The organism is Arthrobacter arnarulunnguaqae (assembly GCF_051262515.1).
In the GTDB taxonomy this organism is placed as follows: domain Bacteria; phylum Actinomycetota; class Actinomycetes; order Actinomycetales; family Micrococcaceae; genus Arthrobacter_N.
The window spans coordinates 103,766-117,301 of sequence record NZ_JBIMER010000009.1 but is presented as its reverse complement, the minus strand read 5'-3'; the positions used below and the strand labels follow the sequence as shown (position 1 = coordinate 117,301).

Annotated in this window: 17 protein-coding genes and 2 pseudogenes; 9 read left to right on the top strand and 10 right to left on the bottom strand. The window is 67.6% G+C overall.

The window, feature by feature from the left end:
• A partial coding sequence (locus ACHAAJ_RS10425; RefSeq protein ID WP_435728071.1) for a sensor histidine kinase occupies positions 1 to 1,392 on the top strand: 1,392 nt, incomplete at its 5' end.
• Between the two features lie 229 nt (positions 1,393 to 1,621).
• Here ACHAAJ_RS10425 and ACHAAJ_RS10420 read toward each other — a convergent pair.
• The 5 genes from ACHAAJ_RS10420 to ACHAAJ_RS10400 form a co-directional block, all read right to left on the bottom strand.
• Complete coding sequence (locus tag ACHAAJ_RS10420; protein WP_435728070.1) at positions 1,622 to 1,972, bottom strand: hypothetical protein; 351 nt, start codon at positions 1,970 to 1,972, stop codon at positions 1,622 to 1,624.
• Positions 1,973 to 2,179: 207 nt separating this feature from the next.
• Positions 2,180 to 2,356, bottom strand: coding sequence for a CsbD family protein (locus tag ACHAAJ_RS10415; protein ID WP_435728069.1), 177 nt, complete (start codon positions 2,354 to 2,356; stop codon positions 2,180 to 2,182).
• A gap of 172 nt (positions 2,357 to 2,528) precedes the next feature.
• Positions 2,529 to 2,753 (bottom strand): Rv0909 family putative TA system antitoxin, encoded by a 225-nt coding sequence (locus ACHAAJ_RS10410; RefSeq protein ID WP_435728068.1) that lies wholly within the window; start codon positions 2,751 to 2,753, stop codon positions 2,529 to 2,531.
• Between the two features lie 523 nt (positions 2,754 to 3,276).
• Positions 3,277 to 3,687, bottom strand: a complete 411-nt coding sequence (locus ACHAAJ_RS10405; RefSeq protein WP_435728067.1) for a hypothetical protein — start codon at positions 3,685 to 3,687, stop codon at positions 3,277 to 3,279.
• A gap of 194 nt (positions 3,688 to 3,881) precedes the next feature.
• The gene (locus tag ACHAAJ_RS10400) at positions 3,882 to 4,919 is read right to left on the bottom strand and encodes a PDDEXK nuclease domain-containing protein (RefSeq protein ID WP_435728066.1); all 1,038 of its coding nucleotides are present in this window, start codon (positions 4,917 to 4,919) and stop codon (positions 3,882 to 3,884) included.
• A 208-nt stretch (positions 4,920 to 5,127) separates the two neighbouring features.
• Between ACHAAJ_RS10400 and ACHAAJ_RS10395 the strand changes: the two genes are divergently transcribed.
• The gene (locus ACHAAJ_RS10395) at positions 5,128 to 5,358 is read left to right on the top strand and encodes a DUF2188 domain-containing protein (protein WP_435728065.1); all 231 of its coding nucleotides are present in this window, start codon (positions 5,128 to 5,130) and stop codon (positions 5,356 to 5,358) included.
• Positions 5,359 to 5,540: 182 nt separating this feature from the next.
• On the opposite strand, the gene ACHAAJ_RS10390 is transcribed toward ACHAAJ_RS10395, so the two are convergent.
• A complete protein-coding gene (locus ACHAAJ_RS10390; protein ID WP_435728064.1) occupies positions 5,541 to 5,732 on the bottom strand; it encodes a hypothetical protein in 192 nt (63 codons plus the stop codon).
• A gap of 148 nt (positions 5,733 to 5,880) precedes the next feature.
• On the opposite strand from ACHAAJ_RS10390, the pseudogene ACHAAJ_RS10385 reads away from it, so the two are divergent.
• Positions 5,881 to 6,105 (top strand): annotated as a pseudogene (locus ACHAAJ_RS10385) (hypothetical protein); the annotation flags it as partial.
• Positions 6,106 to 6,143: 38 nt separating this feature from the next.
• Here the strand turns inward: ACHAAJ_RS10385 and ACHAAJ_RS10380 are convergent.
• Positions 6,144 to 7,646, bottom strand: a complete 1,503-nt coding sequence (locus ACHAAJ_RS10380) for a multicopper oxidase family protein (protein ID WP_435728063.1) — start codon at positions 7,644 to 7,646, stop codon at positions 6,144 to 6,146.
• On the bottom strand, positions 7,643 to 7,909 hold the full coding sequence (locus ACHAAJ_RS10375; protein WP_435728062.1) for an SHOCT domain-containing protein: 267 nt from the start codon (positions 7,907 to 7,909) through the stop codon (positions 7,643 to 7,645). The genes ACHAAJ_RS10380 and ACHAAJ_RS10375 overlap by 4 nt, the downstream gene beginning before the upstream one ends.
• 142 nt (positions 7,910 to 8,051) lie before the next feature.
• On the opposite strand from ACHAAJ_RS10375, the gene ACHAAJ_RS10370 reads away from it, so the two are divergent.
• Entirely contained in the window at positions 8,052 to 8,402 is a 351-nt protein-coding gene (locus ACHAAJ_RS10370; protein ID WP_435728061.1) for a hypothetical protein, read from the top strand.
• A 221-nt stretch (positions 8,403 to 8,623) separates the two neighbouring features.
• Here the strand turns inward: ACHAAJ_RS10370 and ACHAAJ_RS10365 are convergent, their stop codons facing one another.
• Positions 8,624 to 9,133: a hypothetical protein gene (locus ACHAAJ_RS10365; protein WP_435728060.1), complete on the bottom strand. Its 510-nt coding sequence runs from the start codon at positions 9,131 to 9,133 to the stop codon at positions 8,624 to 8,626.
• A gap of 41 nt (positions 9,134 to 9,174) precedes the next feature.
• Here ACHAAJ_RS10365 and ACHAAJ_RS10360 point away from each other — a divergent pair.
• The 3 genes and pseudogenes from ACHAAJ_RS10360 (at position 9,175) to pstS (ending at position 11,678) form a co-directional block, all read left to right on the top strand.
• Positions 9,175 to 10,088 (top strand): annotated as a pseudogene (locus ACHAAJ_RS10360) (DUF2254 family protein).
• Positions 10,089 to 10,102: 14 nt separating this feature from the next.
• Positions 10,103 to 10,363 (top strand): GlsB/YeaQ/YmgE family stress response membrane protein, encoded by a 261-nt coding sequence (locus tag ACHAAJ_RS10355; RefSeq protein WP_435728059.1) that lies wholly within the window; start codon positions 10,103 to 10,105, stop codon positions 10,361 to 10,363.
• 172 nt (positions 10,364 to 10,535) lie between these two features.
• Entirely contained in the window at positions 10,536 to 11,678 is a 1,143-nt protein-coding gene (gene pstS / locus ACHAAJ_RS10350) for a phosphate ABC transporter substrate-binding protein PstS (RefSeq protein WP_435728058.1), read from the top strand.
• A gap of 20 nt (positions 11,679 to 11,698) precedes the next feature.
• On the opposite strand, the gene ACHAAJ_RS10345 is transcribed toward pstS, so the two are convergent.
• Positions 11,699 to 12,847, bottom strand: coding sequence for a lipid II:glycine glycyltransferase FemX (locus ACHAAJ_RS10345; protein ID WP_435728057.1), 1,149 nt, complete (start codon positions 12,845 to 12,847; stop codon positions 11,699 to 11,701).
• Between the two features lie 105 nt (positions 12,848 to 12,952).
• Between ACHAAJ_RS10345 and ACHAAJ_RS10340 the strand changes: the two genes are divergently transcribed.
• Both ACHAAJ_RS10340 and ACHAAJ_RS10335 read left to right on the top strand, forming a co-directional pair.
• Positions 12,953 to 13,282 carry a metal-sensitive transcriptional regulator gene (locus ACHAAJ_RS10340; protein WP_435728056.1) on the top strand — a complete coding sequence of 110 codons (330 nt, stop codon included), beginning with the start codon at positions 12,953 to 12,955 and terminating at the stop codon, positions 13,280 to 13,282.
• A 22-nt stretch (positions 13,283 to 13,304) separates the two neighbouring features.
• Positions 13,305 to 13,529 (top strand): heavy-metal-associated domain-containing protein, encoded by a 225-nt coding sequence (locus ACHAAJ_RS10335; RefSeq protein WP_435728055.1) that lies wholly within the window; start codon positions 13,305 to 13,307, stop codon positions 13,527 to 13,529.
• Positions 13,530 to 13,536: the final 7 nt, after the last annotated feature.

The following is a 13,536-nucleotide window of genomic DNA, read 5'->3' as shown; positions in this document are numbered from 1 at the left end:
AGCCGCGAGCGTTACGCATCAGAGGTTCTGCCCCAACTGGCCACCGGCGCTGCCTTCGAATTGGAGGTTGCCCTCCAGGGCGCCCACGGCCCCGTACCCGCGGTGCTCTCGGCCTCGCGCCACGCCGCGGCGGAAAACGCCCCGCCCATGGACCTGGTCATCCTTTCCAAATCCCCACAACGCCCGGCTTCCGACCACGGGATGGAAGCTCCACCGCACACATACCGGGACAACCACCCGGCCACCGGCCGGGCCGACGCCAGGGACACACGACACGGGAGCAACCTCTACCAAAAGGACCGGGAACTGCTGCAACAGCTGCTGGAGAGCCGCAAGAACGAAGCCCTGCTGAGGACCGTGCTGGACACCGTGGACGTGGGCGTCGCCGTCCTCGACGCCCACGGCCTGACGGTACTGGAGAATGCCCGCAGCCAATCCCAGTTCCGGCACGCCACACCCGAGGGCACCGACTCCCCCAAAGATGCGGACCTGCTCCTCTACCGTCCCGACCGGACCACCCCTGTCCCGGCAATGGACAGGGCAGTGCCGCGCCTGGTCAAGGGGGAATCCTTCACCGATGAACTGGTCTGGATCGGCCCCCGGCATGACCAGCGCGCCTTGAGCGTCTCGGGACGCAGCGTGCAGGGACCGGACTTCAAGGGATCGGTCCTGGCCTTCAGCGACGTCACCCGCCTGGTGGAAGCCCTGGCGGCCAAGGAGAAGTTCATCGCCAACATCTCCCACGAGCTACGCACCCCGCTGACATCCATCATGGGATACCTCGAGCTGGCACTGGACGACCCCAGCGTTCCGGCCCGGGTTGTCGCCCACCTGAGCGTGGCCATGAGGAACAGCAAACGCCTCCTTCAAATCGTCACCGACCTGCTGGCCACCGCGGCGGGACCAGAAAGCATCGAACCCGAAACCGTGGACCTGGCCGACATCATCGCCGATCGGATCCAAGCCGCCGCGCCGCGGTCCGCAAGCCACCATGTCCAGATCACCCGCGAGTGCCCCGACAACCTCACGGCCCACGCCGACCCCTTCCGCATCGGGCAGGTCCTGGACAACCTCCTGTCTAACGCCATCAAATTCTCCCCACACGGCGGAAAAGTGACCGTCCGCGCGTCCCACGGCCCGGCCGGCACCACCATGCAGGTCGCCGACACCGGCGTCGGCATGGACGCCGAAGTGCAACGCGGCGCGTTCACCGCGTTCTTCCGCTCAAACAGCGCACTGAAGGCCACCATCCCCGGTGCCGGCCTGGGCCTGGGCATCGCGAGAAACATCGTCGAAGCGCACCAGGGAACGATCACGGTACAAAGCACCCCCGGCACAGGCAGCGTCTTCACCGTCACCCTCCCGAACAAAGACCCCACCGACCAACCATGAGGATCGGGACAAACGACCGAAGACAAGCCAGCACCCGTCCGACTACGGCCCGCGGCAGTCCCTGCGGACCCACCACAACCAGGGTAGGCCCACCCGCGGGCCCGACTCGGCAAACCCCGGTAACGGCGCATATGTTGCCCCTCTGAGGCCGACGCTCCACAAGCGCACCAGAGAGCTTGGTGCTAGGTGGCGTGCCCGAAAGCGGGCAGGGCATGAACGCCGCGTGTTGCTAGGCGTTCGGGTCGTATTCGGGCAGGAACTCGTAGTCGGTGCGCTCGATGACGCTGAGCCATGCGTTGCCGGCATCGGCAACATCTTCGTAATGCGTGCCTGGCGCCTCGCCCGACATAGTTACTGGAACGGCCATGAGGGCCGCGGCATAGTTCATCTGCGCGAGCTCAACGGCCCCCGTGCACCCCGGCTCGTCGCTGTCAGCTGCGTCTTCCACCGTGCCCTTGGAACTGTCCACACGCTCCAGGTGGTCGCGGGCCCCACGGGAGGCTGTGACAAGTTCCCAACTGCTGACGATGATGCCGACCCTCATCGTCGACCAGCAGCAGATCTTCGGCGCGGCGGCCACGGGAGTATCCGCATCTGATGCAACTCCCGTGGGTTGGACACCGATAGCGGCGCATATGAAGCGGTGCACGCTGTGCTCCGGCGCGCTCCTCTGAGAGCGAAGGGTGCACCTGTTCGCCACAGCCGGAACGACCCCTGGGCGCTCCAGAACCACGGCAGCTCGGCATACAGGACGGGGATCCCCAGCCCCGCCCTTGTCTCCGGGTTGTCAGTGCTTCCTGAAGGCGTCCTTGATTTTCTCGCCGACGTGTCTCAGATCCGCTCTGGACTGCTCGCCCCTGCCACTGGCGCCCGGGTTGCCATCTCCGGTGGTTCCGCCGATGGTGGGTTTGCCCCCGCCGCGGATCTTCCTGGCGCTGTTGCGGATTTTGTCGCCCAAACCCATGGTGGCACTCCCCTACGGTTGGCTGCCCGCCCGCAGACCGCGGGTGGGTCACCTTCAGGTTAGCCCTGCCGCGATCGCCGGCCAACGCTTGCCTTCCCGCAGGAAACCACGTTCCGAACCACGATCCCGATCGCTTCCAGGACACCGCCCTTGCGGCCGGGCCGCGCGACGTTTAGGGGCGGTCCCGCAGGCGCTTGAGTGCCTCTTCGCGGGCGCGTTGAATCTTGTCCGGGTGCTTGCCCTTGGTCGCCTTCCCTGCGATATCGGCAGCCCCATCCACGACCCTGCCGCCGACCTGCCTGGCCTTGGGGCTTTGCAGCGCGCTTCTTACCTTCGGGTTCCTTGCCGCGTCCATAACGATCTTGCCGAATCTACCCAAACCTGCCATGAGTGCCACTCCTCCAGTTTTGGTCTCGTGCCATCCCGGCCGGCGACAGCATCTCTATCTCCACAAGCTAGCGCATGCCGGTCGTGCAATGCCGTTCGTCTTGGGACTCTCCCCCCTCTCACGTCGTCGTCCTAGACTCGACCGGTGGACACGTCGCCGGCTCGGCCCCCTGCCCTGCGGTCGGCCCCTCGCTTCCAAGGCGGGGAAGGGGCCGGCCATGGAGAACTGGCAGAAAGGCGCCTCGCTGACGACAGGAACGACTAGGGCCGCCACCCTTCTGGCTGTGGGTCGCTGCTCATGACAGGTTGCGACAACTCAAACCAGGACGAAGCATCCGACGACGAGGTCCAGCAGGAACAAACCGAAAACACGAAAGGGAACCAGGAAAACGAGGACGCTGAAGAAGACAGCGGAAATAGCGGCGACCAGGACAACTAGTCCGCTGCCGCTTGAGGTGCCGGATCCCAAACCCCCGGCAGCGTCTTGGGGACGCTGCAGGTCGGCTTCAGGTCAGCTATGGGCGCCGGGTGGCCTAGGCATCGAGGTCGAGCCAGAGCACCCCGCGGTCCCGGACACCCGCGCGACCGGTGTCGTAGTGTTCCATGGCCGGAACGAGCAGCATGCGTTCGACCCAGCCGGTCAGCGTCCCGCTTTCTTGTCCGCTGCCCGCCACGCCCCCGCCGCCGGCCACCCGGCCGCCAACGGACTCCGGGGCCGGCAGCCGGACACCGTAGGGTCCGCCCGCCTCGTCCTCCGGCCTTCCCAAGAAGACCGCCTCGAGCGTTCCCCCGACAACCTCCACGGACCGCAACCGGAACTGGCGGGCCTCCGGATGTTCGGCGAACGCCCCCTCCACCACCCCAGCCAGCTCCTCCTGATCGATCGATTCCTCACGCTCGATCGGCCGCTCCTGATCGATCGGCTCGTCCGCTTTGTGCTCCATTGTCGCCTCCTCGGCTCCGCCCATCGGCGGTATCGGTCGTTCCCGGTGCTTCAAGTCCAAACGTAACCACCTGCTCACCACCACCCTCCACGATGGCACACACGACGAAGACCGGCCCGGGATCGTCCCGTTGCATGGGCAGAGGGGCACGTCTGTCGGCCGCGTCGGGAACCTGCACAGGGATGGGTGCGCGGCTAGGAATCCCCGTCGGGCAGGGCATCCAGGGCGGCGGTGAGCTGTTCCTCCGGTGGCACCAGGTCCCGGTCGGCGGCCGGCAGTTCGTCGTAGGTGTAGGCGGCTATGGCCATCGGCGAGGTGGACCGGCCCAGGGCGTACCTGACGCTGTGGTCGTTCTTGCTGCCGCAGATCAGGATCCCCACGGTAGGCGCATGGGCTGGGCGTTTGAGCTTGTCATCGACCAGGGCGACGTAGAAGTTGAGCTTGCCGGCGTACTCGGGCTGGAATTTCCCGGTCTTGAGCTCGATGACGAAGTAGCGCAGCTGCTCGACGTGGAAAAACAGCAGATCGATGTAGAAGTCGTCTCCGTCGACGTCGAAGTGCACCTGCCGTCCCACGAACGCGAACCCGTTCCCGAGTTCCCTGAGCGTTTCGGTGATGCGGTCCATGAGGGCCTGTTCGAGGTCGCGTTCGGCGACCTTGCCCGACAGGCCCAGGAACTCGAAGGAGTAGGGGTCCTTGGCGACTTGCTGGGCCAGTTCGGAGTCCTGCGCCACCAGGTGCTGTGCGAAGTTCGAGGGCGCCGAGCCCGAGCGCTCCAGGGTCCTGTTCATGATCATGTTCATCAGCACGTTGCGGGACCACCCGTGTTCAACGGCAGCGGACGCGTACCAGTCCCGCGTTTCGGCGGTATCGAGCTTGTCCAGCAGCACCGTGATGTGTCCCCAGGGAAGTTGTCCAACAGGCTGTTGGACTATTGGCTCGGGCCAGGCCGCGGCGAACCCGCGCATGTAGAAGAGGTTGCTCCGGGAGAAGCCCTTCATCTCCGGGAACGCGGCGCGCAGGTCCTCGGCCAGCCGGCCGATGACCCCGCTCCCCCACGCCTGGGTTTCCTGCCGGGCCTGGATGTCCCGTCCGATCGTCCAATAGAGCTCCAGCAAATCGGTGTTCACCCGCCGCAGCGCCCGCAGCCGGGCCCCGCTGACACGGTCCTTCAATTGACCGAGAAAGGCGGGATAGTCATCGGGCAGCACAAGTTCACCGGACTTTGTCACGGACTTCATCCTAGCCAGCCCCACTGCCGCCTGCCGGCCACAGCGTCCGCGAACAGTGGACTCGTCTTGGCTCCTATAGCGGCGCATCCGACGAAGCTCACTTGCCCGGCGATTAATTCCCGCATCCCTCCGTCAGGCCCCAAGTTGTCGGAGGTCGTGAATAGACTTCGGGTTGTTAGTGGATTCTTTTCGGATGAAGGAGTTAGCCGTGGTGAAGCCCGAGATCGAGACCTACAGTGAGGACGGCGTTTGGAAGAGCCGGCGCCAGGGAAGCAGCCGAGCCTTCTCCGTGGGAGGCACGAAGGCCGAGCAGCAGGAGCAGGGACGGGCGGCCGCCAAGCGCGATCAGGCCGAGCACGTCATCAAGAATCTCGACGGAACCATTGGTGCCAAGAATTCCTACGGCAACGACCCCAATCCCCCGCGAGACAAGAACTGAGACATCGAGACGGGAACAAGATGATCCTGACCTTCGCAGCACTCAGCGTTAAGTAGCTGGGCCGGTCTGGGCCGGCGCAACGGTAATGTAGGTGCCACCTCTTGAAGGTGCGAGTGGTGATGAAGGTCCCGGTCTCCCCCAGGCCGGGACCTTCGCGCGTGACAAGGGGGCGGCCTGCGCGCCTACCGGTCGGTGTCGTCCTTGCTCCAGTACAGCTCGGCCTGTTCCTGGAGGACGGCGAGACGTCCGCGCATTTCGGCGAGCTCCTCCCATGCGGCCGCGGCGGCGGCCCGCTCGGCGTCCAGCGCCGATGCCGCGTCCCGGCGCGAACGGGCTGGTCCCGGACGGTCCCGCAAACGTCCGGACCGCGGCATGGCCGACAAAGCCTACTCTTCCAAAGCAATCCGGACGTACCTACGCGGCCTTGGCATTGAATGCGTCATCCCCGAAAAGGAAGATTAGAAAGCCAACCGAAAACGCAAGGGCACCACGGGCGGACGTCCCGTCACCTACGACAAGGACGCCTACAAGCAGCGCAACGTCGTCGAACGCAGCTTCAACACCCTCAAGCAATGGCGATCCCTGTCCACCCGCTACGACAAACTGGCCCTCACGTACCGCTCGGCGACCGTTCTGCCCACCGTCATCATCTCTCCCTATTGGGAGACACGCCCTAGTACCCGGCGGTCCCATGGGACGGGATTCTGCTCGGGGGTCCCCTGCCGTCGGACGCAGCTATGGCACTAACGGTCAGGCAGCGACCTCGCGCTCCGGCCGCCCTAGCCTCAGCGAGCTTCGACGATGCCCATCATTCCTTGATCCTCGTGGTCGAGGATGTGACAGTGATAAACGGTTCGTCCAGGGAAGTCGTCGAAGGCGATAAGGACTTTGACCTGCCCGAAGGCTGGGACGTTGACGACGTCCTGCCACCTCGGCTGGGAGACGTCGCGGTCACCGTCCTCGATGACCTGCATCGGCCACACGTGCAGGTGTACGGGGTGGTCCATGGGGCTGGAGTTGACCAGTGTCCACTCCTCCACGGCCCCAGCCGCCACCGTGGTATCAGTCCGGGCGGGGTCGAACTCCCGGCCGTTGATGGAGAAGGCCATCATGGTGTCTGCACCGCCTCCATCGCCCATCATCGGGCCGTCACCGTCCATACTGCCGGCCATACCCATGGAGAAATCCAAAGTGTGGCGACCGGTGACGGATTCCCCGCGCAGGTCCCGCAGCGCAGGCCCTGCCGGCACGGGCTCCGGCGTCTGCGCCGGGTCACCGGACACCTTGAGGGTGAGCAGCTCGATCACTCCCCCGCTGCCTGGACCGTTTCCGCCCATCATGCCCCCACCCATCATGGCGCCCATGCCGCCGCGGTCTACGGGCGCCGCGGCTAGGACCGATGAGCCCGCGGTGGTCTCGACGAGCAGCTCGATGCGGTTGCCGGGAGCGATCACCACTTCGGTGGTCTCCTCAGGGGTCGGCAGGCGCCCGAGGTCACGGCTGAGCAATCGGACCTGTTGGCCTTCCAGCTGCAGGCGCAGGTACCGGGAGGGGCAGGCGTTGACGATCCGCCACCGCTCCCGTTCCCCCGGTGCGGCGTCCAGTCGCGGGTGAACCTGACCATTGACGAGGACGACCTCACCCTCCCGGCCCATCATCTGTTGCATCCGGTCGACCTCAGCGAGGTTACCGGAGGAGTCCAGGGACAGGTCCGAGACGACCAGGACCCGCTCGCGGGTCACCGGAATCAGCTCTGGGTCCTCAACCACTATCGCCCCATACAGGCCGGCGGCGACCTGATCGGCAGCATGTCCGTGGCGGTGTGGGTGGTACCAGTAGGTGCCCGCCGGGTGGTCCTCGGGCAGGACGAATTCATATTCAAACGACTCTCCCGGGCTGATGCTCAGGAAAGGGTTGTCGCCGTTGCCCTCAGGGGAGACGTGCAACCCGTGCACGTGCAGGTTCGTCGGGGCCCGAAGCGCGTTCGTCATCGTCACCCGGATCGTGTCCCCGGGCGCCACACGCAGGGTCGGGCCCGGCAGGGACCCGTTGAAGGCCAGCACAGAGGCTTCACGCCCGCCGACCTGGAGACGTAGCGGGGCGGCCTCAAGATCCAGTTCCAGCACGCCGTCGCGGCTGGACAGCACCGAGGGCTCGGTCAGTTCCTCGGTGCCTACGTATCGGGGGTCGTTGCTGGTTATCCACCACATCCCCGCCCCGCCGAGGGCTGTGGCACCGGCACCGGCGGCACCCAGAGCCAGCAGCTGACGGCGGTTCAACGGACTCACCGGCCGCCCTCCTTCAGAATCCTCAGCCGCTCCCGGTACTCCTCGGTGCTCAGCTCCCCACGGGCGTAGCGCTCTTCAACGATCTGCCTCCCTCGGTCAGGATCCCCGCCCGGTCCCCGGCCGGCGTCGGGGCTGTCATTGTTCGAGGACTTGCCGGAGAAGGCCTTCACCAACACGATCACCAACACGAGCACCCCCACGAGCACCAGCAGCCCGAAGATCCATATCAATCCCATGCCGCCCATACCATCGCCGTTCATCATGATCGTGCTCCTCAATCTCTCGTCGTACGCGGTCAGTTCTCTCGTAGCTATGCGCCTTCTGGCGCGCACGCCCGAACAAGTCTTGACTCTCGCCGGCTAAGGATGTCAACCGAACGCAGCGACCAGCCCGGACCTGCCCATCATGATCCGTCCGCCCGCAGAGCTCTTCAAGGGCCGCGCCCTGGCCTACAACCTCAAGGACTTCGACGCCGCGGCCCTGAAGAACGCCGAGCACCGGCTCCTCACCCAGGACGTCTCCCAGCACCTCTGGACCCGCAGGAACCCCGACGGCTCGGACTTCTGCGACGGCATCCAGTTCCGCTCCCGGCACGGGGACGACCTGCTGCTCTGGGCCGTGTACGAACGGGACACCGACGGCCAGACCAGCAGCCACGTCACCGACCTCGAACCCCTGGAACTCACCGCCGACACCCCGGAACTCCAGACCGCCCTCGCCCTGCTCGGACTCACCCGCCGCAACGAACGCCCGTAGCCGCCACCCCGACGCCGGACGGACCCGACGGTGCCCTCCGGGATCAGGGCGACCGGTCCCCCACGCAAAAGCCGGCTCCAGCGGGTTCCCGCCCGGCGCACAGAGGCCATACAGTCCGGTTCCGTAGTGTCGGGAGCGCCTCTTGGAGGTGCGAGTGATGATGAAGGTCCCGGTCTCCCCCGGGCCGGGACCTTCGCGCGTGATAGGGGCGGCCCGCGCGCCTACCGGTCGGTGTCGTCCTTGTTCCAGTACAGCTCGGCCTGTTCCTGGAGGACGGCGAGACGTCCGCGCATTTCGGCGAGCTCCTCCCGTGCGGCCGCGGCGGCGGCCCGCTCGGCGTCCAGCGCCGATGCCGCGTCCCGGCGTTGGCCCTCGGTCTGGGCGATCAGGGCGGCAAGGCGTTCGGTCAGGTGCGCAACCTGCTCCTCGGCCGCCGCGGCGCGCTGCGCTTCGGCGTCGACGCGCGCGGCTTCGGTGTCGACGAGGTCCCCGGCGCCCCTGGCCTCGACCTGCGCCGCCTCGACGAGCTGGCCGGCCGCTTCGCGGTCCGCCTGGTACCGGGCGGCGGCCCACGCTCCGACGAACGCCCGCTGCACGGCCTCCGGGATCGCGACCTCGGACTGCCGCGCCTGGGCCCGCCACTCCTCGACGCCGAGATGGGCGGCCTCCATGGAGACGCCCGCGCGGGAGCGCACCGCCGAGACGGTGACCTTCTCCCCCGCGGCGTCCATCTCCTCGCACGCAGTTGGCGAGCAGCCAATACACGCCCCGCATGCTCAGGACCTTCGCCTTCGTCCTCGGACTCTGCAGTATCGCCGCGCTGGCGTTCTTTCTGGCACACCTGGCCCGCGAGATCCGGGCGGAGAACATCCTGGACCAGCTCCGAAAAAACGGCATCGCCGCCATCGAGCGCCACTACCCCATCGCGGGATCCGAAACGCGGATCACGGCCCGGGCCCAACCACGGGTCATCATCCTCTCGCAGGCAAGCGCGTTCCCGACGTCGGTCGAGGTCGCCGACGTCGCAGCGGTCGGAAGGGAAATCGAGAGCGTCGTCCACCTGAACGCCATGCCGGGGACGACGTCCTGGAGGGCGCCATCCTGGCGGTGGCCGGCGGCCCCGACCTTTCCGAGGAGGAGATCACGCGGATCACCGCCAGCATCAACGCCGCGGTCAAGCTGGGCCCTGAACGGACGCAGCTCATGGACACCGCACTCTCGCTCAGCCAACTGGCCGACGTCGCTGCCCGGGCACTACCCCCGGGCACCAACGACCCCACCATTGCGGTCCACGCCATCCACCATGCCTCCGCCGTGCTCGTCAGGGCCCTGCGCCGCGACTGCGGACCGGTGGCCCGGCTCGACGCCGAAGCGCCGGGGGGCGGTCCTGCCACTGCCCAACTTCACGGACCCGCTGGCTACGGCCTTCGGGTCCATCCGCACCTACGGGCGCCAGGACCCCCAAGTCGCGGTTGCGTTGGCGGGGGCCATCGGCGGCCTTTCCGCCAACGATCCGGCGCGCCGCCACCTCCCCGCCCTCTCCGTATCGCACGGTTCACTTTTCCAGTGGAAGAACGCGTCGGCACACGCACGCCGGTATCCACGGACCGCCCGGGAGGCGCAGCGGCGCACACTGGCATAGGATTGCTGGCCGAGGAGCCGCCAAGGAGCGGTCCCGGAACCTAGAGAAGGGCTGGAACATGATTGGATTCATCATCGCGGGACTCGTCATCGGCGCGCTTGCGCGGCTCATCAAGCCGGGCAAGCAGAACCTCGGCCTGATCGCCACCTTGCTGCTTGGACTCGCGGGCTCGGTCATCGGCGGCGTCGTCGCGAGCCTGTTGGACACCGGAGACATCTTCGAGCTCAACGTCCTCGGCTTCATCGTCGCCGTCGTCGCGGCCGTCCTGCTGATCGGGGTCGCCGAAGGACTGGCGGGCCGCCGCAAGTCCGTACGCTGACCCGCAGGGATTTCCTCGGCCCCCACAGGCGCCGCACAGCGTGGCTCGGTAACGTAGTGCCTGCCTCTCAAGGTGCGAGTGAGCGAGTGATGGTGAAGGCCCCAGTCCCCCGGACTGGGGCCTTCTGCCGCTGTCGTCAGCCACGCCGCCGGATGTCCGTAGACTGGCTCTCATGCATTTCAGGTCGACGCCCCGTCCCCTCCCCGGCCGGCGTCGCGGTGCCGCGGCCGCATTCGCCGGCGCCGCCGTCGTCCTGACGCTCGCCGCCTGCGGTTCCGACTTCCCGCTCGGCGAAGAGCAGCGGCGCGCCGCCGAGGCCAACGCGTCCGACCTCTCCGGCACCATCACCGGCGTCGGCTCCTCGGCCCAAAGCGCCGCGATGTCCACGTGGATCTCGAGCTTCGGTGCGCTGAACCCCGGTGTGCGCGTGCAGTATTCCCCGGCCGGCTCGGGCGCGGGACGCACCGCCTTCCTCGCCGGCGGCGCCGCGTTCGCCGGCTCCGACGCGTATCTCGACGACGAGGAGATGGAGGACGCGAAGGCGTACTGCGGACCCGGCGGCGCGATGAACATTCCCGCCTACATCTCCCCCATCGCCCTGGCCTTCAACCTCCCGGGCATCAAGGAGATCAACCTGGATGCCGAGACCGTGGCGAGCATCTTCCGCGGGGAGATCACCAACTGGTCGGACCCGGCGATCGCCGCGCTGAACGAGGGCGTCGACCTGCCGGACATGCGCCTCACGGCGGTCCATCGCTCCGACGACTCCGGAACCACGGAGAACTTCACCGACTACCTCCATGCCACGGCGCCGGACACCTGGACGGACGAGGAGGACGGCTCCTGGCCCTCGGGGTTGGGCGGCGAGAACGCGCAGGGCAACGCCGGCGTCATGAGCACCGTCACCCGCACCGCGGGATCCATCGCCTACGTGGACGATTCCGTCGCGGGAAAGACCGCGGACAAGGCCAAGCTGAAGGTGGGCGACGAGTTCGTGGCCGTCAGCGCCGAGGCCGCCGCGCTGGCCGTCGACGCGGCCGAGCCCGCCGAGGGCCGCGGCGAGCACGACTTCGCGTTGAAGCTGGACCGCGTCACCACCGCGCCTGGCGCCTACCCGCTGGTCCTGGTCTCCTACCAGATCTACTGCGCGTCCTACGCCGACCCGGAGACGGTGGAGCTGGTCAAGGCCTTCGGCAAGTACGCGGTCAGCAACGAGGGCCAGCAGACGGCCGCCGACTCCGTCGGGAGCGCGCCGATGCCGGACGCCCTCGCCGAGCGCGCGAACGCCGCCGTCGAGAGCATCACCACCCGGTAGACCACCGGGTACGACGCCGGCTAGTGCTTGGTGCGCTTCTTCATGTAGAGGTTGAATCCGGCCGCCAGCGGGCGGTTGAGCTGGTAGTCCCACTCGCCGACCGTCTGGACGACGTCGCAGCCCAGCGTCGTCTTGAACAGGGTCAGCCCCGCGAGGTGGTGCTCCTTGTCCAGGGTCGCCGAGACGCCGCCGTGGTCCAGGAAGCGGCAGCCCTCCGCCAGCGAATCCTCCACCATGCGGTGGATCAGGGCCTTTGGCGCGAAGAGCTTGCGTTCGGCGGCCGACGACGCCCCGTACACGTACCAGGCGCCGTGCCCGCTGTGCACGCGGATGGCGGCGGCGAGGTCGCGCCCCTCGTGCACGGCGAAGTACACCGTGCACGTCCCGGGCGCGTGCGCGTTGAGCTCGTTGAGCATGGTGGCGAAGTAGTGCGCCGGCCGCCCGGTGAATCCGTCGCGCTCGGCGGTCTCGCGGTAGATGGCGTGAAAGCGCTCGATGTCCCCCTCCCCGCCCGTCTGGACCTCGAGGGGTCCCGAAGCGGCCTTGCGGGTCTCGCGGCGGGCGTTCTGGTTCATGCCCGCGAGGACACCGTCGACGTCGAGGGGCGTTCCGTCGTCGGACACCAGCGGGATCCGGGCCTGGAACTCGGGCTGGCCGGCGGCGAAGTCCTCGCCGACGTCCTGCTTGCGCCAGCCCGTGGTGCGCAGCTGGGCCGCCACGAGGGCGGCGCGTCCGTCGTCGTGCGCCGGCTCCAGCTCGGTGACCAGCGCGTGGCCGCCCGCGGACAGCGCCTTGCGGACCGCCGCACCGGTCCAGCGGCGGCCGATCAGCGGCACGCCCATCCGCACCAGGAAAACGCGGTTGCGGCGAAAGTGCGCCAGCATGGGCTCGAAGACGTCCGGTGCGGAGACGGACTCCCAGTCGATCACCGGGCCCTCCGGGAGGTAGGCCAAAGTCCATTTGATGACGGGCGCCGGACGGTGGAGGACCTGCGCGGAACCCCGGAGCTCGCCCGCGGCATCGAACCAGCCCAGGTATTCGGCGCGCCATTCGCGCTTGACGCCGGACCAGGCCGGCAGCTGCAGGAAGCTGGACTCGGGGCGCGTGGCCAGGTGGGCGCGGTGCTCGTCGGGGGTGATCGGGCGGACGGAAAGCTGGTTCACTGGCACCGGGACAGCATAGCAACGGGGCCCGTCCCGGCGGTGTCGGCACACCGGAAAGATACCCCCCAGGGGTACTTGACCCCGGATACCCACCGGGGGTATATTCGCAGCATGTCAATGGAACCAGCGCGCGGGGACGAACACCGCGAACACGCCTACACCACGGACACGGAGGGGCTCCTCCGGCGGCTCGGCCGGATCGAGGGGCAGGTGCGGGGCATCGCCCGCATGGTCGAGAACGAAAAGTACTGCATCGACATCCTCACGCAGATCTCGGCCGTCAACGCCGCCCTCCACAAGGTCAGCCTGGGCCTGGTGGAGGGGCACATCGCCCACTGCGTCGTCGGCGCCGCGCGCGACGCCGAAGCCGCCGGCAACCCGGAGATCGTCAACGACAAGGTCCGCGAGGCATCGGCCGCCATCGGCCGTCTGCTTCGCTGACACCCACCTGAAAGGATCCACCATGAACACCAAGACCATCAGCATCGACGGCATGACCTGCGGCCACTGCGTCGCCTCAGTCACCGAGGAAATCCAGTCCATCGCCGGCGTTCAGGACGTCCAGGTGGAACTCGTCGCCGGGGGCGTGTCCACCGCGACCGTCACCTCCGCCACGGACGTCAGCGAGGCGACGCTCAGCGAGGCCGTCGCCGAGGCCGGCTACACCGTGGTGGGAAACAACGCGTAAGGAGGCA